Below are 20,216 nucleotides of genomic sequence, written 5' to 3'. Positions count from 1 at the left end.
TTCCCCCACAGACGGTTCTTTGTTAAATTCCGCCAACCGTCAGCTCGTCACCTTGACATTGACCATGTCATTGCCTCCCCTTGCGCCAGTCCAGGCGTGGCGGTGGTGGTCCGAGGTTCGGTGGGGGCTCCCCGTCGCCGTCGCGCGCCTTGGGGTCGAGCGCCATGACGGCCTCGCGTACCTCCTCCAGCTCGCCGAGCGTGGTCTTGGGGAAGGTCAGGATGGCCGGGTTCGCGTCGGCGAGGCGTACGCGCCTGCCCTGGGCCGTGGCGTCCGTGACGATCACGGAGGTCGTGGGGAGCTGCTGGAGCTGGTGCGGCTCGACCAGGAACTCCCGTGATCGCTGCAGCACCCGCTCCTTCTCGGAGATCTTGTCGGCGGTCCTGCCCCACTCGGTGGACTCGGTGATGTCGCCCGCCAGGTCGGCGTGGCTCTCGTCCCTGGTCTCCCTGTCGTCGTCCAACTGCGAGATCGTCGAGGTGTAGCCGCCGTCGAGGCCGGGCAGCGACTCGCTGATCGTCTCGGTGAGCTGGGCCAGCTCCAGCCGGTGCTCGGTGCCGACGTGCTCGCTGGCGACCCGCGCGTCCTCGGCGTTGCCGAGCCGCATGAACGCCACCGCCGCGTGCCCCCTGCCCAGCCGCTCCCGCACCGTGGGCGTCAAGGACCGGTACGTCAGGACCAGTCCGGTACGGGAGGTCTCGCAGGCGTCCATCAACCGGTCGAGCACGTCGCCCCGGAGCTTGTCGGCGCCCGCCACGATGATCGTGTGGTACCAGGGCCGGTCCGAGGCGGCGGACTGGCGCAGGATGTGGGTGAGGGCCGTGGCCACGTACGTGCCGAGCACGCGGTTGCCGAAGACGCCCGCCTGCCGGTCCATGCTCACCACCCGCAGCCTGGCCGGCGGCAGCCGGACGGCCTCGGTGCCGAGCGTCTCCAGCTTGCGCAGCTGCGACTCCAGCGCCCAGGCCCGCTCGATCACCACCCGGTCGCTCACCCCGCGCCCGAACAGCGTGCCGATGCGCTCGAGCTGGGTGGCCGTGATCAGCCCGAACCTCAGGTCGTCACGCGGGTCGCCCACCTGCGCCAGGGCCCGCAGCGCGGCCGTCACCTGGCTGATCGTGGCGTTCTCGCCGAGCACCTCCAGCACCCGCTCCAGGATCGCGTTGTCGAAGCTGAGGTCGCGCGTGGTGCGGTGCTCCTCACTCACGCTCACCACGTGCGCCAGCACGTCCGCGAACGCCTCGGGCTTGAGCGTGGCGCCCAGGTCGAGTCTGGGCAGATCGACCGGCAGCACCCAGACCAGCGGATCGTCGCCGCCCTTGCGGGCCAGCTCGATCAGGTCCTTGGCGATGGCGCCCTCGGACAGGTCGAGCACGGTCAGGTGGCCGCCGCTGTAGAGCCGCGTGGCCCCGAGCAGCGTGATCAGCGCCGACCAGCCGGGCAGCGTGCCGCCCGCCACGTCGATGCGGTCGATCTCGTCGGGTACGGCGACCGCGTACCAGCTGAGCTGCCTGTCGTGGCGCTCCTTGGAGTCCTGCCACTCCCGGTATCGCTGGGCGTGCTCTTCCTGCGCGCGGAACAGCTCCTTGTCACGTTCCTCACGCTGGCGTTCGTCCCTGGCCTGCTGCTCCAGCACGCGGTACTTGACCGCCCTGTCACCCTGCAGCAGCGCGTAACTGCAGATGCCCGCCACGCCTCCGGCGGCGGTGAGCCCGGCGAACGCGAACGGCCACGCGAGGTAGCCCGCGATGGCCGCGGCGAGGATGAGCACGGCCAGCACCAGCATGAACGTCCGGACGATCCGCACCGGCTGGTTGAGCATGTCCTCCTGGCGGCGCTCCCGGCGCAGCAGCTCCTGCGCGACGGCGTCGGGCGCGGCGGCGGGCGGCGGCTCCTCGACCGGCGAGGGACGTTTGGGTGGTGGACCAGGGTCGGGGTGCAGCAGGATGTATTGCCAGCCCAGGTAGATGCGGTCCGCCTGAAGCTGGACATGCTCGGGATGCACGTCCGTCACGTGACCCTCCGGCCGCCGATATGTCGTTAGGAGTAGGGGCCAGCCCTTTCCGCTCCGTGACAGCGTATGAGTTTCCAGCCCCGCAGCGGCAGGGTTTCTCGGCAATTCTCCCTGTCCGATGGGAGCATTGCGGCAGATGGGACAGACGAGACCTACTACCATCCTTACTCATGACGGAACCCTCCGGCGCAAGCAGTAACAAGCCCAGACGCCCGGTAGTGGTGCCCGCGATCGCCCTGGTGGCGTTCACCGCCGTCGGCATCACCGCCCTGCTGGGCGGTCTGAGCGAGGCCGCTGACGAGCCGGAGCCGTTGGGCCAGGGTGCGGTGCTCGACCAGGGCCTCTATTCCACCAAGTTCGTCGAGTCACGCGTGACGGTGGAGCGGGCGAAGACGCAGTTCGACGAGGACAAGCGCTTCGTGGAGCTGGTCTTCGACGTCACCAACCAGGGCGACGAGACCTTCTCCGTCGGACTGCCCGCCGACAAGATCGAGCAGGCCTTCACCTCCGACGCCTTCGCCGCCTCACTGCTGAACATCTCCCCGGCCTTCGACAAGGAGGCGGGGCCGTTCGCGTACGCGCTGGCCAAGGGGGGCCAGACCCGCCAGCTCCAGCCGGGCATGACCAGCCAGGTCATCGTGCGTTACGAGCTGAAGGACAACGAGCGTCCGCCGGACAGGATCAGCATGGACGTGGCCTCCTTCGAGCTCGAACCCGAATTCGGCAGCAACATACCGGTCTGGAAGATGGTCGCCGAGGAAGTGGGCGACAAGTGGATCCCCGAGGTCAAGGCCCGGGTGACGCTGACCGTCAAGAAGGGTGACGCAGCGTGACCACGACGGAACAGAGATCAGCCGTGTCGCCCGGCCGCCGTGGCGGTGGCGGCAGGCGGGCCGATCGGCGCCAAGGGACCGGGGCCCGGCTGCTCGGCGTGGTCGTGGGGCTGGTGCTGCTGGCCGCCGCCGTGGGGGTGCAGACCCTGCACATGACCGAGGGCGAGGAGGGCGATCCGCTCACCTACACGGGGGTCAAGGGCGAGGCCGTGGACGCGCGGCGGTTCGCCGTCCGGCTCGACTCGTTCATCGCGGCCAAGTCGATCCAGACCGGCGGCAGCACCCTCGGGACCGACCATCTCTTCCTCATCGTGAACGCCTCGGCCAAGTCCAGCCTCAAGCCCTATCACCTGGCGCAGCCGGTGCTGGTGAGCGCCGACGGCAAGCGCTTCTCCGCCACCGACCGGGTTGACAGCATGCTGACGCTGGCCAACACATGGGTGCAGCCGGACATCTGGGTGAGCGGACGGTTCTTCTTCGAGGTGCCGCCCTCCGCGCTGCCCGGGGCGAAGGTGCTGTTCACGCTGCCGCAGAAGGTGCTGGTGGAGTCGTACCAGCCGGAGGTCGAGGTGGATCTCGGCCTGGACGAGGAGGGCGCGCGCAAGCTCGCGGCCTCGCCTCAGGACGTCTACTCGACCGACAAGAAGTGATCGCAGGATGAGCACGAACGAGCGCGACTGGTTCTCGCCCAAGGACGAACGGCGCGAGGAGGAATCGCCTCCACCCCCGCCCCCTCCCAGCCAGGAGCCGCCCCCCGGCCTCGGCTCCCACACCGTGCCGTCCGGTCATGGGCGGCATTCCGGGCATGCGCTGCCTCCCGAGCACGGAACGCGGCCGTCCGCCGGGATGGGGTCCTGGGACGACGTGCCGCCCGGTGCCGAGACGGCGCCCGTCCCCCGGATACCGTCAGGGGGCCAGTTGCCCGGCCTTGGGGCGCGCCACGGCGGTCGTCACGGCCGCGCGACGCCGCCTCCTGGCTATGACGCGCTGGAGGCGCGGCCGAGCGAGTCACAGGACGGGCTGGGGTGGCCGGATGCCGCGCCACAGAAGGCTCCGGAATGGCCCGGCTCGCCGCAGGGGGCGTCCGAGCCCACCGCGCCGCACAAGACTCCTGAATGGCCCGGCCCACCGCAGGGGGCGTCCGAGCCCACCGCGCCACACAGGGTGTCTGAAAGGCCCGGGGCGTCCGAGCCCACCGCGCCACACAGGGCGCCGGAGTGGTCCCATGGGGCCCGCGAGGCCCACGGAGCGCATGGCACGACCGAGCCGCCCGGCGTCGCGGCCCGGCGCCCGAGGCCCGTGCCAGGGCAGGGGCGCCATGGCGCGACCCAGGGCCGGGCTCGGCATGCCCTGTCCGACCAGCAGGTGTGGCCGCCGGCCCCCCGCGAACCCATCAGGGGGGCCACCCAGCCGCTACCGGCCGTCGAGGGCCCCCTGCCCTTCGAGCCGCAGCCGAGCGCGTCGCCGTCCGGCCCGCCCACCCCCTTCCCACGGCACTCCGGCGCGGCCCCGTCCGGGCCGGAGCATGCCGCCGAAGACCCGTACGGGACGAGCCACGCCGAGGGCCCGCTCGAGGCGGACCCGGTCGAAGGGCCGTCCGAAGGGCCGAGGGCCACCGCACCCAAGGCGCGGCGCAAGCGGACGTTGCTGATCGCCGCCGGCGCGGTGATCGTGTCGCTCCTCACCACGGCCGCCCAGTCGTACGACGGCTACCTCTTCTTCGAGAAGAGCCACGCCAAGGAGACCAAGGAGATCATCGTGCCCGCCGGCCAGGCCGGTACGGTGCACAACGTCGAGTACCGGGCCGCGGTCGCGCCCACCAAGGCTCCCGCGAGCAGCAAGCACGGCGCCGAGGTGACCTGGCTGAAGGTGGACATCACGAAGAAGGTCGTCGACGAGGGCAGCGCCACCATGACCGCCAAGCCCTACGACGTCCAGTTCGAGGACGGCGCCGGCCGTACCTGGACCGTGGAGACCCAGAACGTGGGAGACGCCCCGACGGACCGGCTGGAAGTGGGCAAAGAGTACAAGATCCAGGGGCTGGCCATCGTGCCGACCCCGGTGGCGAACGAGGTCGAGCTCTCCTTCCGCCCGAGCAACTACCGGTCGGACACCCCCACCGCGGATCTCTTCAACCGGGAGAAGGCGGAGAAGATGGACCAGGACGTCGAGGTGCTCCGCTTCAGGCGCAGGTGAGACGGCTCAGACGTCGTTGAGCGGCTCGCCGTTGAGTCGGGCCCTGGTGGCGGCGATGTCGTACGCGGCCGCCAGCAGCGACATGGTCAGCACGGTCACGATCATGTCGCGCACGAAGGACACCGGCGGCTCGATGAAGGCGAACGCGTTCTCCTGCTGCGTCCCCACCAGCGTCAGCAGCCCACGCTCGGCGTACTGCCCGGCCACCGTGATGATCCCGTAGCACAGGCACATCATCCCGAACAGCGGCGCGCCGCTGTTGAACACCATCCGCAGGGAGTTGGCCAGCGGCAGCCAGCGGTCCCTGAAACCGCTGGTGAGGTGGTCGAACGACTTCTGCGTGAGGTCGTGGCTGTGTTCGAGCCGGTCCACGCTCTTCTCCAGGCGGGTGCCCTTGAGCAGGGCGCGGGTCTCGTCGGAGTAGCCGCCGAAGACGAGCATCGCCACGGTGAGCCAGGCCAGCGGGACGGCGACGGCGTCGAGGAACAGTGGCCAGACATCGGCGAAGAAGCCGGAGACGGCTTCCCACAGCGGCATGTTCTTCTGCGCCTCGGCCCAGAAGTGTTCCGTGCCGGCGACCACGTTGCGGTGCTGGAGCCACTCGGAGCGCGCGCTGGCGATGAAGAAGGTGGCGTTCAGGCCGTAGAAGACGAAGGCGAACTCGGAGAAGGCGGCGAGGAAGCCGTAGAAGCTGCTCTTGCCCTTCTCGACGAGCTTCGCGAAGAGCCACTTCAGCCCGAACATGACGGCCATCGTCCCCAGCGACACCCGCCAGTCCAGATCGATGAGCCCCCGGCCGACGTGCGATTTCTCGCCGAACCATGCCGCGCCCGTCAGGTCGTAGAAGTGGTGGAACATGTCCATCTGGTAGACGTCTCTGGCGTCCTCCGTCTGGAACCCCCACGCCAGGTAGAGCACGGCGAAGGCCGGGGCCACCCGGTCGAGCACGCGGAAGAAGCGCTCCTGCGCCACGCCCTCCTCGACCCTCGCGCGCATCTCCCACAGCGCGCCGCGCAGCGAGTAGAGCATGCCGGTGGTGACCGTCATGGCGGTCAGGACGATGAGCGTGAGCAACGTCATCACGGCGACCAGGCGGACCTGCCGGAAATCGCCGTACGCGACCTCGGTGGCGCCGTACAGCAGGACGAAGCGCGCGAGCTGGCCGGCCGCGAACCAGAAGATCAGCGGCAGGGCGCACTTGCCCGCCAGTCGCAGGGTGTGCAGGGGCAGCGAGTACGGCGACGGCATCCCCGGAGCCGACGCAGGCCCAGGTCGGGGAGGCGCCATCACACCTGTCGAACCGGACATCTGCAGAATCGTAGCGGTCTGTCCCATCTGCCGCAGCCGCAACTCCCCCAAAGCGCTCCCGTCCGTGGACGAGGCACAGGTGGGTGACGCGTGCTGGTGCGGGTGTCGTCCCTTGGCAGTGACAAAAGAATTATCGGCGAGGACTGGCGACCACGAAGCGTGACGCGTGCACCATGGCTCTATGGAGCCGCAGCCCGCAATGGACGCCGACCCTCGCGTGGTGGGGGATCGCCTACGGCGACTGCGTCAGGAGCGTGGCGTGTCGCTGTCGGAGCTCGCCAAGCGCTCGGGCGTCGACAAGGCCATCCTGGCCGACGCCGAGACCGGCACGCACAACCCCACGCTGGAGACGCTCTGGGCGATCACCGCGCAGCTCGGCGTGCCGATCGGGGCGCTGCTCGCCGACCCGCCGGAGCCGCAGATCATGCGGGGCACGGCGATGGAGGCGGAGCTGCTCGAGGTGTTCGAGGACGAGCGCGTCACGTACGAGCTCTACCGGGTCACCGTCCCGCCCGGCCTCACCCAGACCTCGCCCCCGCATCACGAGGGCGTGAGCGAGCACGTCACGGTCTTCACCGGCACGCTCAGCGCGGGGCCCATCCACGAGCCGCTCACGGCCGGGCCGGGCGACCACATCTCGTGGGTCTCCGACGTGCCGCACGGCTACCGCGCGCGCGGCCCCGACGTCGTACGCGCCACGGTCCTCATCCGTTACCCGGCCAAGCCCTGAGCGGCCGGCTGGCAGGTGCGGCATGGGCGGTACCCGGCCGCCGCAGCCTGGGCGACGGTGCGGAAGCCGTGCCGGTGCCGGGGCGTGATGCGCCTGGCGTTGTGGCACGTCGGGAAGCACACGACGCCCGTGGTGTCGCTGGCCAGGTAGAAGACCCGCTCCCCTGCCAGCTCCCGCAGCCGCTCCAGATCGGCGCCCTCGGCCAGCAGCAGGCGCTCCTTGGCCGCCGAGCCGAACACGTAGTCACCCACGACGCCGTCCGACCTGGTGACGCGGTGGCACGGGATCAGCAGCGGCACGGGGTTGCGGCCGAGCGCCGTGCCCACCGCACGCACGGCCCCGGGCCGGCCGATCCGCTCCGCGATCCACGAGTACGGCCTGACCTCGCCGCGCGGGATCGTACGGGCCGCCTCCAGCACGTCGCGCTGGAAGTCGCTCAGCCCGCGCAGGTCCAGCCGGACCTTGGACGGGCGGCCGGTGCGCAGCGCGGGCAGCAGCCCGGCGGGCGGCCGCTCCGCGGCCAGCAGCGGCCGGGCGAACCGCTTCCTGAACGCCTCCGCGAACCCCTCGCCCGCGTGCACATAGGCGACGCCCTGATCGGTGAACGCGACCCCGAGCTCACCGATCGGGCTCGGCACGTGTACCCAGCGGGCGGCGATCCGGTCGAACAGCCCCTGGGGCGCGTCGGCGGCCAGCCCGGCGAGCGCGGTGAGCAGCCCGTCCGGCGCTTCGGTTCCGTCGAGCAGCGGGTCGTGGGTCATCGGGCACCTCCCAATACGCGCAGCCGCCGCAGCCCGCGCGACACATGCGACTTGACCGTACCCTGAGGGATCTTGAGCACAGTGGCGATCTCACTGACCGGCAGGTCGACGACGTGCCTGAGCACCACCGCGACCCGCTGCTCCTCGGGCAGCAGGCCGAGCAGCTCGGCCAGTTCGTCGCCGGTCTCGCGGCGCACCGCGGCCTCCTCGACGTCCTGTCCGGGATCGGCTTCTTCGACCGGCTGGTCATGCAGCTCGGGTGGCGGTTTGCGGGACTTGGCCCTGGCGCAGTTGCGCCAGATGTTCATCAGGATCGTCATCAGCCAGGCGCGCGGCTGGAGCGCGGCGATGCGGTCGCGCTCATAGCCGGCCAGCGCCCGGTACGCGCGAAGGAACGCCTCCGCGGTGAGATCCTCGGCGTCGGCCCAGCGCCCGCTCAACCGCAGCGCGGTCGAGAAGACCAGGCCGCGGTAGGCGCCGTACAGCTCGGCGAACCCCTCGTCGAGGTCGTCGAGCAGCGCCTTCCGCACCGGGTCGAGACAGTCGGTTTCACTCACACCTGCTACAACACCGCCGCGTACCGATCCGTTGCAGCACCACGGGCAAAAAACCAGAAGCCCGCGTCCCAGGAAGGACGCGGGCTTCTACGTTGAACGGCTCAGACGGCGACCGCGAGCGAGGAGACCTCGCCCAGCTTGGCCTCCACCTTGATGTCCCTGGTGACGCCGCCGCCCGCGATGATGCGGACGGTCCAGTCGCCGGGAGCGGCGAAGAAGCGGAAGATGCCCTCGTCGGACACCACGACCTCGCCCGTGAACTCGCCGGAGTGGTCGAGCAGCCGTGCGTACGCGGTGCCGGCGCCCGTCACCACGCCCTGGATCACGGCCTGGGTGGCCAGGTCGATCCCGGCGGGCAGCGCGATCGTCTGCTCCGGCGCTCCGCAACCCTGTGCAGTCGTCATCAGCGGGCCTCCCCCAGCTCGATCGGCACGCCCACGAGCGAGCCGTACTCGGTCCACGAACCGTCGTAGTTCTTCACGTTGTCCTGCTCGAGCAGCTCGTGCAGGACGAACCAGGTGTGCGCCGAGCGCTCACCGATGCGGCAGTAGGCGATGGTGTCCTTGCCGAAGTCGACCCCGGCCTCGCCGTAGAGCGTGCGCAGGTCGTCGTCGGCCTTGAACGTGCCGTCGTCGTTGGCGGCCTTGGACCACGGGATGTTGCGGGCGGTGGGCACGTGGCCGGCGCGCTGCGCCTGCTCCTGCGGGAGGTGCGCGGGAGCGAGCAGCTTGCCGGTGAACTCGTCGGGCGAGCGCACGTCGACCAGGTTGAGCTTGCCGATGGCGCCGACCACGTCGTCGCGGAAGGCGCGGATCTTGGTGTCCTGCTCCTGGGCGACGTACTGCGTCTTGGCCCGCTCGGGCACGTCCCGCACCAGCTCGCGGGAGTCGAGCTCCCACTTCTTGCGCCCGCCGTCGAGCAGCTTGACGTTGTCGTGACCGTAGAGCTTGAAGTACCAGTACGCGTAGGCGGCGAACCAGTTGTTGTTGCCGCCGTAGAGCACGACGGTGTCATCGTTGGAGATGCCGCGGTCCGACAGCAGGGCCTCGAAACCGGTCTTGTCCACGAAGTCGCGGCGCACCGGGTCCTGCAGGTCCTGCCGCCAGTCGACCTTCACGGCGCCACGGATGTGGCCTTTGTCGTAGGCGCTGACGTCTTCATCGACCTCGACGAGGACGACTCCAGGGGTGTCGAGGTTGGCCTCGACCCAGTCGGCGTCCACCAGGGCGGCGGAGCGGCTCATTTGGGAACCTCCATGTTGGCGGCGGGCAGTAGACGGCGAATGAGCAGGTACATCTCGCAGCCAAGGCAGAATCCGAAGGCTGCGTTGAGGAAGGCGGCGAGGAGAGCCCCGGCCGTGGCCACGAGGGCCAGCGGCGTGATCCCGGCGAGGTATCCGGCCAGCCCCACGGCCGCGAAGACGAGCCCCACCCCCTGCGCGAAGCGCGGCGGGCGGGCGTCCTCGGTCTCCTTCGGCGCGCTCGTGACGAGCGCCTTGAAGAGCATCGTGTACGGCGAGCGCCATGCGAATCCGAGCGCGAAGACCACCGCCTGGACGGCGAGCGGCCAGGCGCTCCCCGTCACCAGAACGAGGGTGAGGACCAGGGTGGTGATGGCCGCGCCGAAGCGCAGCGCTCTAGGGTCGGCACGCATCGAAGGATGCTCCTGAAGGGTCGATGGGGCGGACCAGACGTCCGCGGGATCGTCCTCAGGCAGCGCGACAGAGCGCGGTGGTCACGCGGCAGAAATCAACCGCGCGCCGCTTCGTGAGCAGCTCTGTCGTTGGGTTCATGCCGAAGACACTACTCGGCGTCTCGTCATCTGTCACATCTCGTCCGGTTGGTGAGACGATTCTTGAGACGGCGGAGGTGGGACGGCCGCGGCGAGCGCCGCCAGGACGTCGGCCTTGCGGGGCTGGCCGGCGGCCCTTTTCACGATCCTTCCGCCGGTGTCCAGTACGAGGACGGTCGGCGTGCGCATGATGTCCAGCCGCCGCACGAGGTCGAGCCGCGACTCGGCGTCGATCTCGACGTGGCTCACCCCCGGCACGAGCTCGCTCACGTCGGCGAGGATCCGCCTGGTCGCCCGGCACGGCTGGCAGAACGCCGTGGAGAACTGCACCAGCGTCGCCCGCTCGCCCAGCCCCGCGCCGAGATCGGCCTCGGACAGCCGGTCCCCGCCGGTGTCACCCGTGTCACGCACCCGTCCGTCGCGGCGCAGGCGGACCACCCCGATCACAGTGCCGAGCGCCAGGGTCGCCAGCGCCACCCACCAACCAGTCATCGTCACGTGCAACCACGCGCGCCCGCGATTACTTCCGCACCGGGACCCTGACGAGCACCTTCCCGGCCTGATCGACGACGTCGAACCTGGCGATGTCGTCCATGGGCAGCGACGTCACGCGCTTGAACACGGTGTTCTCCTCGTAGGCCTCCTGGCTGACCGCCCAGCTCTGCGTGCGCTCGCGCCGCCCGTCCGCGGCGACGACGAGCAGGCTGCAGGTGGTGCCGACGGGTACGCCGCCGACCTGCACGCCCAGCTCCGTACCGCCGTCGTCGCCGGGCCAGGCCGACACACTGGCGCTGTAGCCGCCGTTCCTGCCTTTGAACGTCGGCCCGTCCACCGCCTCCCGCGGCGCCCTGCTCGGCCGCTTGCTCGCCAGCATGCTCGGCTTCCTGGTCGCGGACGGCTCGGCCTGGCTGCTCAGCGACTTCGCCTTGCTGTCCTCCGTCGCGTCCAGCACGCTCGCCGGCGGCTGCGTGGACGCCGGGGTGGCCGACACCGGGGCCATCGCGCCCTGCGACTGGGTGCTGTTGCTCATAGCCGTCCAGACCGTGCCGCCGAGCGCCAGCGCCACGACGGAGGCGGCCGCCACCAGCAGCAGCCGGCCGCGCCTGGTCCGCTTGACGCGGTCGTTCAGCAGCCGGTCGAGCACCTGCCGGGGAGGGCTGACCACCAGCTCGACGTCGCGCTCCGACACCTTGCCGAGAAAGGAGGCCACGCCTTCCAGGTCGAGCAGTTCGGCCCCGCACTCCTCGCAGGTCGCCAGGTGCTGGTCGACCTCCAGCGCCTCGTCGGGGTCCAGCGCGCCCAGGGCGTGCGCGCCCAGGGCCAGCCGTACCTCCTCGCACGTCATCATGGCGCCAACCCCCGCTCCTCGAGGGCGAGCTTGAGCGCACGCAACGCGTAGTAGGTACGTGACTTGACCGTGCCCGGCGGAATGCCCAGCGTCGCCGACGCCTCCTTCACCGATCGCCCCCGGTAGTAGACCTCCAGCAGCACCTCGCGGTGCTCCTGCCTGAGCGCGGCCAGCGCCTCGGCCACCGCCCACGACTCGACCGCGCGCTCGAGGTGGTCGTCGGCCGGCATGACCGCCAGCGCCTCGTCACCGGTCTCCTGTGGTCTGGACTTCTTCGCCCGGTGCTGGTCCACGACGAGATTACGGGCCACCGTGAACAGCCACGCGCGGATCGGCTTGCCGGTGAGAGCCTCGGGATGTCGCCAGGCCCGCAACAGGGTCTCCTGCACGACATCCTCCGCCCTCCCAGAGTCACCGGTCAGCCGCAGGACGTAGCCGTAGAGTGGCCCGGCATGTTCGTCGAAGAGGGTCCTCACGAGTTCCTCGTCCGCGGTGCCGGCTGCGCTCACGCCTTCTTCACGTATACCGGGCGGGGCCGGTTCAATGTCATCCACGGATCGGCACGTCAGACGCTTCGGCCGAGAACTCCAATCCTTCGGCCACGTTCTTGACCCCGGTCACCTTCACGTCGAAGGGCAGCTTCCCCTTGAACTTGATGGGGTAGGAAACGAGCTGCGCGAGCTGGTCGGGCACACCCTCGATCTTCTCCGCCTGGAGTTTGATGACCCCATCGGCCACCTCGACCCGCATCTCGGCGTTGAACTTCACCTTCTGCGCCCCCACCATCACCTCGCCCGACGCCGTGAGCCGCTCGCCGTTGCCGCCGATCTTGACGCCGCTGGGAGCGTACTTGTCGATTGTCGCCCTGGTCAGGATGCCGCTGACGGCCACGCGCCGGGCCTGGATGTTGGCCCTGTTCTGGAGGACGTCCGCCAGCGGCGCCGTCACGTCGTAGGCGGCGCCCCGCAGGTTCTTGACCGGCACTCCACCGTAGGTCAACGTGCCGAGGTCGAACCGCACCTCCGGATAGTGCCCGGAGACGGCCTGCGTGAGAAAGGGGATGCCCTCAATTGTCACGGTCGGCGTGCCGGAGAGGTCGGCGGCGGCCGCGATCCTGTTCGCGAGATCGCGTTCGACCCCCGCTACGGCGACCCTGTCGACGATGCCGAGGAGGACGACCAGCACGATCAGGAAAACGATCAGCTTGCGCATGGGGCTACCTGTCTATGGCGGGGGGCAAGAGCCTATCGACTGGCATCACTCATTCCCCCACGAAGCCGCCCATCACCCACCGGCGAACGGCGGCAGCACTTCCACCGTCACCCCCTCGGCGAGGACGACCTCGTCATGGGGCCGCTTGCCCACCGGGGACCCGTCCACGATGAACGAGCACCGCCGCACCACCCGCGCGAGATCGGCACGATTCGCTGTGATTTTCGTCATGAGTTCGCCAAGAGTGGCCGCGTCGAACGGCTCCTCCGCCACGCCTGCCGCATCCTTCGCCGCAGCCCAATAACGTACCTTTCCCGTGGCCATAGGCACCTCACAATCAGTTTCTGGTCTATTGTGCGTCGCCCTTAACGAGGTTGTTTCAGGAGACGCGCTGTTCACCTGCTGGACGCGCAATGGACGCGACTTACTCGTGGGATATCCTCACCTACAGGACCTGGGCAACGTAGCCCCCGGGTCCTTGCGTGTTTGAGGAGGCCGTAATGAGCAACCTGCTCCTGCTGACCAACGCCCTCGAGCCGTCCGCCGAGGTGCTTCCGGCGCTGGGGTTGCTGCTCCACTCGGTCCGGGTCTCGCCCGCGGAGGCGTCCGCGCTGATCGACACGCCTCCGGCCGACGCGGTTCTCGTCGACGCGCGCAAGGAGCTCGTGCACGCCAAGAGCCTGTGCCGGCTGATCCGCACGACCGGCATCGACTGCCCGCTCCTGGTGATCGTCACCGAGGGCGGGCTGGCCGCGATGACGGCCGAGTGGGGCGTGGACGACGTGCTGCTCGACAACGCGGGGCCGGCCGAGGTCGAGGCGCGCCTGCGCATGGCCACGGGCCGCATCTCGCAGGCCGGCGGGGAGGACGTGCCCGACGAGATCCGCAGCGGAGACCTGTCGATCGACGAGGCCACCTACACCGCGCGGCTGCGCGGCCGGGTGCTCGACCTCACGTTCAAGGAGTTCGAGCTGCTGAAATACCTCGCGCAGCACCCCGGCAGGGTCTTCACCCGGGCCCAGCTGCTGCAGGAGGTCTGGGGCTACGACTACTTCGGCGGCACCAGGACGGTCGACGTCCACGTACGCCGCCTGCGCGCCAAGCTCGGCACCGAGTACGAGTCCCTGATCGGAACGGTCCGCAACGTCGGCTACCGTTTCGTCCCCGACCGCCAGGACACCGCCGCCGTCTGAGCCGATCGACAGTCTGAGCCGATTGACAGCGGAGCCCGCTGATGTGACAAATTGTCGTTGAGGCTGTTTCACATCTGTCATACGAGGACACCGCCGTCCCCAGATTGGTGGTGTCGGGGTGGATCTGTTCCGGTCATTGGTCGACGAGGGCGCTAGGCCCCGCGTCTTCCGGCGTAACGAGACCATTTGCTCGCCGTTGCGGCCGGTCAACCGCGTTTATGTGATCGACTACGGCTACGCCCGCGAATACACCCCCGCCGGCGAGCGCGAGGCCATTCACGATCTTCGCGGCGACGGCGACCTCATCGGGGAGCTGGCCTTCTGGAGCCCCGCCGAGCGCGCCAAGATCGACGCCCTGACCGAGCTGCGCGCCTGGCCCATCGACCTGCGCCGGTTACGCGAGCACGCCGCCGCCGGCCCGGCCGTGGCCACCGCGCTGGTGCAGGAGCTGTTCGCCAGGAACGTGGCGGCCCGCAGGCACGAGGCGCTCGCCCGCGCCCCCGTCTCCGCACGGCTGGCCGTGTGGCTGCTGCACCTCGACGAGCGTTACGTGCTGGCCTCGGAGTCGGCGCCGCCGCTGTCGATGGAGACGCTGGCAGACCTCGTCGGCAGCTCTCCCGACGTGGTGCAGCGGCAGCTCACGCAGTGGGTACGGCGGGGCTGGCTGGTACGGCCCGGCTACCGGCGGCTGCGGATCGCCGACCCGTCCGCGCTGCGTGACGCGGCGGGCGGCTGGGAGCACCTGTCGGCGCCGTGGCAGGGGCAGGTGACGCCGTTCCTGACCCGGCCAGGCACGATGGAGCCGCTGCCGGTCGGCGGGGTGCCGAAGCCGCGCCAGCTCCCCGCGGACGTCCCCGACTTCACCGGGCGGCAGCAGAGCCTCGACCTGCTCACCGACTGGCTGGAGCGGCCCAGGCGGACGAACACCATGGTCGTGCAGGGCCTGCCGGGCGTGGGCAAGACCGCGCTCGTGACGCACTGGGGGCACCTGCACACCGACCGGTTCCCCGACGGGCAGATCGTGATCGACCTGCGGGGGCAGTCGCCGAGCCAGCCGCCGATGACGCCGGCCGAGGCGCTGGGGCAGATCCTGCGCTCGCTCGGGGTGGGCGAGCACATGCCCGCCGACGACGGGGCGGAGCTGATGCTGCTCTACCGCAGCAGGATCGCGGGGCGCCGGCTGCTGCTCATCCTCGACAACGCCGCCGACCCGGCGCAGGTGCGGGCGCTGCTGCCGGGCGGCAAGGACTGCGTGGTGCTGGTGACGAGCCGCACGCGGATGGCTCCGCTGCGGGCCACCGGGCACGCCGACCTCATGGACCTGCCGGTGCTCGACCCGGGTAACGCGGTGGCGCTGCTGGTGGCGGTGCTCGGCGGGGACTCGCCGAGGGCCGCCGACAGGGACGCGCTGGCCGAGCTGGCCAGGGTGTGCTCGTACCATCCGTTCGCGCTGCGGATCTCGGCGGCCAAGCTGGCCGAGAACCCCGGGCTCAGCGTGCAGGAGCGGGTCCAGGAGCTGCGCGGGCCGGGGCGGCTGCTGATGGGCGATCCGGAGGAGGCGTTCAGGTCGGCGCTGGACCTGGCGTACGAGTCGCTGAGCCCGGGGCAGCGGCGGGCGTTCCGGCACGTGGGGCTGCTGCCCGGACGGGACTTCACGCCCGAGGTGCTGGCCGCGGCGCTCGGCGTGCCGGTGGACGAGGCCGTGGTGGCGGTGGAGGAGCTGCACCGGGCCTACCTGGTGGAGCCGCTGGCCGGACCGCGCTACCGGGTGCACGACCTGGTCAAGCGGCTGGCCAGGGAGCTGGGCAGGCACGCGGAGGGTGGCGTGCGTGAGGCCAGGGTGCGGCTGCTCGACCACTACCTGGCCAAGGCGACGGACCCCGCGACGCCGCCCGAATGGTTCGAGGCGGAGCGGCGCTCGCTGGTCTCCGCGGTGCGGATGGCCGAGGAGAGCGGCGCGCAGGGGATGGCGTGGCGGCTCGCGAAGGCCGTGTTCGAGCCGTTCAGAAGCCTGCGTTACTACGAGAACAACCTGGAGATCCAGCAGGCCGGGCTGACCTCGGCGATGCAGGTCAGCAACCGGCGGGCGATCGCGCTCATGCGTAGCAACCTCGGCTCGATCCACCGGGACATCGGGCCGTCGACGCTGGCGGCCAGGTTCATCGCGGAGGCGCTGGACGACTTCGCCTCGCTCGGCGACGCCGAGGGGCGGGCCCGCGCCCTCAACGACCTGGCGGAGGTGCACGGCATCGCCGGCAACAACGAGGAGGCGCTGAAGTGCGCCGGCGAGGCGCTCGACCTCTACCGGGAGATCGGCGACCTGGCCGGGGTGGCGAACTGCCTGCACACGCTCTCGCGGCTGCACCTGTCCCAGGAGCGGTACGAGCTGGCGCTGCACCACGCCGGCCAGGCACTGGAGGTGCGCGAGGAGCTCGGCGACCGGAGGGGCACCGCGCAGAGCCTGATCACCCTGGCCACGGTGCAGCAGAACCTGGGCGAACCGAATGCGGCGCTGTCGGAGGGCCTGGAGGCGCTGTCGATCTGCCACGAACTGGGCGACGAGCACGCCGAGGCCGAGACGCTGCTCTGCCTGGCCGAGATCTACGACCTGCTGCGGCTGCCGCACGACGCCCGCCGGGACGCCGAGCGGGCGCTGGCCGGGTACACGGCGACGGGCGACCAGTACGGCTGCGGGCGCGCCCTGTGCGCGCTCGGGCGGATCGCGCGCAACGGCTCGCGGTACGACGAGGCGCTGTCGTGCTACGAGCAGGCGCTGGCCGTGCAGGTCGAGCTCCACCACGAGCAGGGCAAGGCGGAGACGCTCGGGGACATCGGGCTGGTGCACTGGCGGCTGGCGGACTACCCGCTGGCCGACGACTACCTCAACCAGGCCCTGGCGATCAGCCGGGTGATCCGCGACGAGCCGGTGGAGGCCCGCATGCTCAACCGGCTCGCCAGGGTGCGGCGGCGGCAGGGGCTGCCGCACGTGGCGTTCGTGTACGCGCTCGAGGCCCTCGACATCGTGCAGGGCCTGGGGAACCGGCGGGCGGAGGCGGACGTCCAGGAGACGCTGGCGAACACGTACCTGTCGCTGGGGCAGCACCAGCCGGCCCTGGAGGCGGCCAAGGCGTCGCTGGCGATCAGGGAGGAGCTGCGGGACAACCGGGCCAGCGCGCTGCTGTCGATGGCGCAGGCGCTGCACACGGCCGGAAAGCCGCAGGCGGCGCTGAAGCTCGCGTGGGAGACGGTCGAGCTGCAGAACGAAACCGGCACCAAGGACCGGTGGGCGGCGGCGCTCACGACGCTGGCCATGGTGCTGCTGGACCTGGACCTGGCCGGGGAGGCGCTGGTGTACGCGCAGCAGGCCAGGGACGTCCACCTGGAGTGCGGGACCAGGCGGGACCTCGGGTGCGCCCTGCGGGCGCTCGGCCTGATCTCCGCCATGCAGGGCGACCGGCCGGCGGCGGTCGAGCAGCTCCGGGAGGCTCTGCGGCTGCTCGAAGAGGTGGGGGACGCCTTGGAGGCGCGGCGGGTGTCGGTGGAGCTGCGCGAGCTCGGGGCCGTACCGGGCACTGAAACATCGCTAAAAGTCGTGAAATCTCGGTTGTGAGGTCGGAGATCTTATCCGGACATTCCCGTTAGCTGGGATCACCAGCTACTCACACGGGGGTGATCCGGATGCTCAAGAACCACGTGCGTCGAGACCTTCAGTGGCTGAAGCGCCAGGCGCGCAAGGACCGGCGGATCACCGCCGCGGTGCTCGCCGGGGTGCTGGCCGCCTGGGTCCGCCAGCTCCCGCCGTCAGACCTGCTGGCCGGGTCCCCGGTGCTGCTCGCGCTCTCGCTCGGGCTGCTCGGGGCCTCGTGCGCGGCCTGGCTGATGTCGGCGTACTTCGTCACCAGGACCGTCAGGGCGCGCAAGGAGCCGGCGGAGCAGCTCCGCTGGATCTCCAGGATCAGCCGGGGGAAAGAGTGGGCGTTCTGCTCGCTCAGCGCCTACGTGGCCTGGCACCTGCTGCACTTCGTGACCGCGCTGGTGCTGGGCTGACCGGGACGGCGGGGCGACACCCTTGGAATGGGGCCGGGTGCCGCCCCGCCGTCTCATGCCAGCCGGGCCTCTTCGAGCGCCTTGACCTGGATGCCCGTCCCCGTGTGGACAAACTGGACGATCTCCGCCGTGTCCAGCTCGGCCAGGCCGATGTCGGCGTCGGCGTGGGCGTCGCACCACTCGACGATCCGGCGGGGGTCTGCCAGCGGGCCCGCGAAGTGGACCAGGCTGACGTACCAGCGGTCGCGTACCCGGCCGTGCTCCAGGTCCCGTACGCCGCGGGCCTTCATCGCGTGCGCGAACCGCTTCCAGAGCGTGACCAGCGTGTCGTCCTCCGGGTGGCCGCAGGCCACGACACCGCCCGGATGGGGGCTCACGCCCGCCAGCCGTACCCTCGCGGGCGCGAGACCTTCGACCGCCTCGGCCAGGGCGTCTCGGTAGACCACGCGGAGCGGGTCGCCGGCCGGGATCCGCTCGCGGTACGGCTCCAGAGACCTCAGCGTGAGGTGCAAGGTCCGCCGGCCGTGCACCCAGTGGCCCGGCGCCTCCACGGTGCCGGCCAGCGCCGCCAGCCGGTCGAGCACCTCGCCCGAGGGACGGAACACGGCCGCCGCTCCCCACCGCCGCGCGCCCTCCACCATGGGAGAGTCGTGGGTCGCCCCGCCGGCCAGCAGGGCCGCCCGTCCTCTGGCCCGGAAGTCAATGAAATCGGACATCCGCGCAGTATATGGATCACGCCACGCGGGGAAGGCGGAGGGAGAGGACATGTCGCGGCGAAGAGGGAGGTGTGGCAGGTGGAGGGCGATCTGGTCATTCCTGACACCGCTCAGGGAGTGGTGGTGTTCGCGCACGGCAGCGGGAGCAGCCGGCACAGCCCGCGCAACCGTTACGTGGCCGAGGTGCTCAGCAAGGCAGGGCTGGGCACGCTCCTGTTCGACCTGCTCACGCCCGACGAGGAGAGCGACAGGGCGAACGTTTTCGACATCGGGCTGCTGGCCGAGCGGCTGCGGGAAAGCACCGCATGGGTACGCGGGCAGGACGCGGCGGCGGGGCTGCCCGTCGGATACTTCGGCGCGAGCACCGGCGCGGCGGCGGCGCTGTGGGCGGCCGCCGAGCCTGACAACGAGATCGCCGCGATCGTCTCGCGCGGCGGGCGGCCCGACCTGGCGGGGCCCCGGCTCGCGGCGGTACGCGCGCCCACGCTGCTCATCGTGGGCGGCAGGGATCCGATCGTGGTGAAGCTGAACGAGGAGGCCCAGCGGCATCTGCATGCCGAGAGCCGGATCACCGTCGTGCCCGGGGCCACCCACCTGTTCGAGGAGCCCGGCGCCCTGGAGGCCGTGGCGGAGCACGCCAGAGACTGGTTCTCGACCCACTTCCTCCAGGTGAGCACATAGCGGAATCGCGCAATTACGTTGCCGTGATCCACTGTTTGTGAAAACGTCGAGAGTGGAGGACATCCGACTCGACGGCGGTTGGGCACGTGCCACTTCTTGAGCTCTCCGGTCTCACCTGGCAGACGCACGGGACCCGGCGGGGGCTCCGGCCCGACCCCCTGACCGTCGCCTCAGGGCACACCGCCGTGGTGGTGGCGGCCGACAGTGCCGAGGCCGACACGTTCACCGACATCCTGCTCGGCCTCGAGATGCCGGACGACGGCCAGATCCGCGTCGGCGGCCAGGAGATCACCATGTGGCTGCCGACCGAACGTGAGATCGCGCTCGTCCCGGCGGGGGCGGGGCTGCTGCCGCACCTGACCGTCGAGCAGAACCTCGCGCTGGCCGCGCGCGACGACCTCGCGCCCTCGTTCCTCCACAGCAGGGTCGCGTACATGGCCAAGCGCATGGACATCCAGGGCTTCTTACGGTCGAGGCCGCACGAGCTGGCCCACGACGAGCGGCTGAGCGTCGCGCTGGTCCGCGCCCTGTGCAGGAAGCGCCCGGCCAAGGTGATGGTGATAGAGGACCGCACGGGGTGCGGGCCGTGCCACGCGGCCGTGAGCGTGGCGCTGCGCACCGATCCCAACCTGGCCGTGCTGGTCGTCGCCGATGACCGGACCAGGGTGGCCAGCCTGGCCTCCCCTTCACGCTTCTGGGAGATCGACGATGTCCCTGAGCCGTAGAACGTTCCTGGCCGCGATCCCGGCGGCGGCGCTGGCCGGCTGCGCCCGGCGCCTGAATGGAGGACCGTGCCATGTTCGGTGTTCTGCGAAGAGTCTGCTTCGAC

22 protein-coding genes are annotated in these 20,216 nt (G+C 70.5%); 9 read left to right on the top strand and 13 right to left on the bottom strand.

Translation table 11 applies throughout. The annotated features are described in order from the left end of the window. Positions 1-67: 67 nt before the first annotated feature. Positions 68-2,014 carry a hypothetical protein gene (locus AB0J64_RS43995; protein WP_364041569.1) on the bottom strand — a complete coding sequence of 649 codons (1,947 nt, stop codon included), beginning with the start codon at positions 2,012-2,014 and terminating at the stop codon, positions 68-70. Positions 2,015-2,184: 170 nt separating this feature from the next. Here AB0J64_RS43995 and AB0J64_RS43990 point away from each other — a divergent pair, with 170 nt between their 5' ends. From AB0J64_RS43990 to AB0J64_RS43980, 3 genes are read left to right on the top strand one after another with little or no spacing between them, the layout of a single operon-like run. After that, complete coding sequence (locus tag AB0J64_RS43990; RefSeq protein WP_364041567.1) at positions 2,185-2,847, top strand: DUF5067 domain-containing protein; 663 nt, start codon at positions 2,185-2,187, stop codon at positions 2,845-2,847. Continuing rightward, positions 2,844-3,497: a hypothetical protein gene (locus tag AB0J64_RS43985; protein WP_364041565.1), complete on the top strand. Its 654-nt coding sequence runs from the start codon at positions 2,844-2,846 to the stop codon at positions 3,495-3,497. Before AB0J64_RS43990 ends, AB0J64_RS43985 begins: the two co-directional genes overlap by 4 nt. Positions 3,498-3,504: 7 nt before the next feature. Next, complete coding sequence (locus AB0J64_RS43980) at positions 3,505-5,043, top strand: hypothetical protein (RefSeq protein WP_364041563.1); 1,539 nt, start codon at positions 3,505-3,507, stop codon at positions 5,041-5,043. Between the two features lie 6 nt (positions 5,044-5,049). Here AB0J64_RS43980 and AB0J64_RS43975 read toward each other — a convergent pair whose 3' ends face one another. After that, entirely contained in the window at positions 5,050-6,291 is a 1,242-nt protein-coding gene (locus AB0J64_RS43975; RefSeq protein ID WP_364041561.1) for a hypothetical protein, read from the bottom strand. A 241-nt stretch (positions 6,292-6,532) separates the two neighbouring features. On the opposite strand from AB0J64_RS43975, the gene AB0J64_RS43970 reads away from it, so the two are divergent. Next, entirely contained in the window at positions 6,533-7,081 is a 549-nt protein-coding gene (locus AB0J64_RS43970; RefSeq protein WP_364041559.1) for an XRE family transcriptional regulator, read from the top strand. Here AB0J64_RS43970 and AB0J64_RS43965 read toward each other — a convergent pair. The 10 genes from AB0J64_RS43965 to AB0J64_RS43920 form a co-directional block, all read right to left on the bottom strand. Beyond that, complete coding sequence (locus AB0J64_RS43965; protein ID WP_364041557.1) at positions 7,063-7,842, bottom strand: methylated-DNA--[protein]-cysteine S-methyltransferase; 780 nt, start codon at positions 7,840-7,842, stop codon at positions 7,063-7,065. The two genes, AB0J64_RS43970 and AB0J64_RS43965, sit on opposite strands and share 19 nt — an antisense overlap. After that, positions 7,839-8,399 (bottom strand): RNA polymerase sigma factor, encoded by a 561-nt coding sequence (locus AB0J64_RS43960; protein WP_364041555.1) that lies wholly within the window; start codon positions 8,397-8,399, stop codon positions 7,839-7,841. Before AB0J64_RS43960 ends, AB0J64_RS43965 begins: the two co-directional genes overlap by 4 nt. A gap of 101 nt (positions 8,400-8,500) precedes the next feature. Beyond that, positions 8,501-8,803 (bottom strand): DUF1416 domain-containing protein, encoded by a 303-nt coding sequence (locus AB0J64_RS43955; RefSeq protein WP_344997915.1) that lies wholly within the window; start codon positions 8,801-8,803, stop codon positions 8,501-8,503. Next, complete coding sequence (locus AB0J64_RS43950; protein WP_364041553.1) at positions 8,803-9,642, bottom strand: sulfurtransferase; 840 nt, start codon at positions 9,640-9,642, stop codon at positions 8,803-8,805. The genes AB0J64_RS43955 and AB0J64_RS43950 overlap by 1 nt, the downstream gene beginning before the upstream one ends. Further along, positions 9,639-10,052, bottom strand: coding sequence for a DUF4395 domain-containing protein (locus AB0J64_RS43945; protein WP_364041551.1), 414 nt, complete (start codon positions 10,050-10,052; stop codon positions 9,639-9,641). The genes AB0J64_RS43950 and AB0J64_RS43945 overlap by 4 nt, the downstream gene beginning before the upstream one ends. Before the next feature lie 171 nt (positions 10,053-10,223). After that, complete coding sequence (locus tag AB0J64_RS43940) at positions 10,224-10,682, bottom strand: thioredoxin family protein (protein ID WP_364041618.1); 459 nt, start codon at positions 10,680-10,682, stop codon at positions 10,224-10,226. 28 nt (positions 10,683-10,710) lie between these two features. Further along, positions 10,711-11,538, bottom strand: coding sequence for a zf-HC2 domain-containing protein (locus AB0J64_RS43935; protein ID WP_364041549.1), 828 nt, complete (start codon positions 11,536-11,538; stop codon positions 10,711-10,713). Then, positions 11,535-12,047, bottom strand: coding sequence for a sigma-70 family RNA polymerase sigma factor (locus tag AB0J64_RS43930; protein ID WP_364041547.1), 513 nt, complete (start codon positions 12,045-12,047; stop codon positions 11,535-11,537). Before AB0J64_RS43930 ends, AB0J64_RS43935 begins: the two co-directional genes overlap by 4 nt. A 37-nt stretch (positions 12,048-12,084) precedes the next feature. Next, a complete protein-coding gene (locus AB0J64_RS43925; RefSeq protein ID WP_364041545.1) occupies positions 12,085-12,750 on the bottom strand; it encodes a DUF2993 domain-containing protein in 666 nt (221 codons plus the stop codon). A 72-nt stretch (positions 12,751-12,822) separates the two neighbouring features. Then, positions 12,823-13,074, bottom strand: coding sequence for a MoaD/ThiS family protein (locus tag AB0J64_RS43920; RefSeq protein WP_364041543.1), 252 nt, complete (start codon positions 13,072-13,074; stop codon positions 12,823-12,825). Between the two features lie 176 nt (positions 13,075-13,250). On the opposite strand from AB0J64_RS43920, the gene AB0J64_RS43915 reads away from it, so the two are divergent. From AB0J64_RS43915 to AB0J64_RS43905, 3 genes are all read left to right on the top strand, one after another. Further along, positions 13,251-13,943, top strand: a complete 693-nt coding sequence (locus AB0J64_RS43915; protein ID WP_364041541.1) for a response regulator transcription factor — start codon at positions 13,251-13,253, stop codon at positions 13,941-13,943. 118 nt (positions 13,944-14,061) lie between these two features. Beyond that, the gene (locus AB0J64_RS43910) at positions 14,062-17,553 is read left to right on the top strand and encodes a tetratricopeptide repeat protein (protein WP_364041539.1); all 3,492 of its coding nucleotides are present in this window, start codon (positions 14,062-14,064) and stop codon (positions 17,551-17,553) included. A 68-nt stretch (positions 17,554-17,621) separates the two neighbouring features. Further along, entirely contained in the window at positions 17,622-17,990 is a 369-nt protein-coding gene (locus AB0J64_RS43905) for a hypothetical protein (protein ID WP_364041537.1), read from the top strand. A gap of 53 nt (positions 17,991-18,043) precedes the next feature. On the opposite strand, the gene AB0J64_RS43900 is transcribed toward AB0J64_RS43905, so the two are convergent. Next, positions 18,044-18,706 (bottom strand): hypothetical protein, encoded by a 663-nt coding sequence (locus tag AB0J64_RS43900; protein ID WP_364041535.1) that lies wholly within the window; start codon positions 18,704-18,706, stop codon positions 18,044-18,046. A 78-nt stretch (positions 18,707-18,784) separates the two neighbouring features. Between AB0J64_RS43900 and AB0J64_RS43895 the strand changes: the two genes are divergently transcribed. After that, entirely contained in the window at positions 18,785-19,387 is a 603-nt protein-coding gene (locus AB0J64_RS43895) for an alpha/beta fold hydrolase (protein WP_364041533.1), read from the top strand. An 86-nt stretch (positions 19,388-19,473) separates the two neighbouring features. Next, the gene (locus AB0J64_RS43890) at positions 19,474-20,112 is read left to right on the top strand and encodes an ATP-binding cassette domain-containing protein (RefSeq protein WP_364041531.1); all 639 of its coding nucleotides are present in this window, start codon (positions 19,474-19,476) and stop codon (positions 20,110-20,112) included. Positions 20,113-20,216 lie beyond the last annotated feature (104 nt).

The organism is Nonomuraea sp. NPDC049695 (assembly GCF_040674955.1).
In the GTDB taxonomy this organism is placed as follows: Bacteria; Actinomycetota; Actinomycetes; order Streptosporangiales; family Streptosporangiaceae; genus Nonomuraea; species Nonomuraea helvata.
The sequence above is the reverse complement of the archived record's forward strand: the minus strand, read 5'-3'. Positions and strand labels throughout refer to the sequence as shown.